Source organism: Bacillus sp. SIMBA_031 (assembly GCF_046535225.1).
Taxonomy (GTDB): Bacteria; Bacillota; Bacilli; order Bacillales; family Bacillaceae; genus Bacillus; species Bacillus velezensis.
In genome coordinates this window covers 1-275 of record NZ_JAWRXC010000185.1, presented here as the reverse complement: position 1 = coordinate 275, position 275 = coordinate 1, and the positions used below count along the sequence as shown (strand labels likewise).

1 protein-coding gene is annotated in these 275 nt (G+C 32.4%); it reads right to left on the bottom strand.

Going from position 1 to position 275, the window contains the following annotated elements:
* Positions 1-224, bottom strand: a 224-nt coding sequence (locus tag SB724_RS19990; RefSeq protein ID WP_410572565.1) for a hypothetical protein, incomplete at its 3' end; no start/stop codon positions are given.
* Between the last annotated feature and the right edge of the window lie 51 nt (positions 225-275).

The following is a 275-nucleotide window of genomic DNA, read 5'->3' as shown; positions in this document are numbered from 1 at the left end:
CTTGTCCTGAATTGGTAATAATCAAACAGAAATTTCAACGCATCATATTGCCCATTCAATTGAACCGTCCCGTGTGTTTCTTTAGGGTAAAATTTTGAAGTCCACCGCAATTCATTTTTATCTGTTTTTTTTAAATCATTCACAAATTGTGTAACTGAGCGATATAAAGCAGTATATTGAGTAGTATCCTTTAATGCCGTAAGTGTATCCATTTTTGGAGGCATATTATTCGACCTGCCAATAAACAGAGAAAGTTTTGTATATTTTTTATGAAA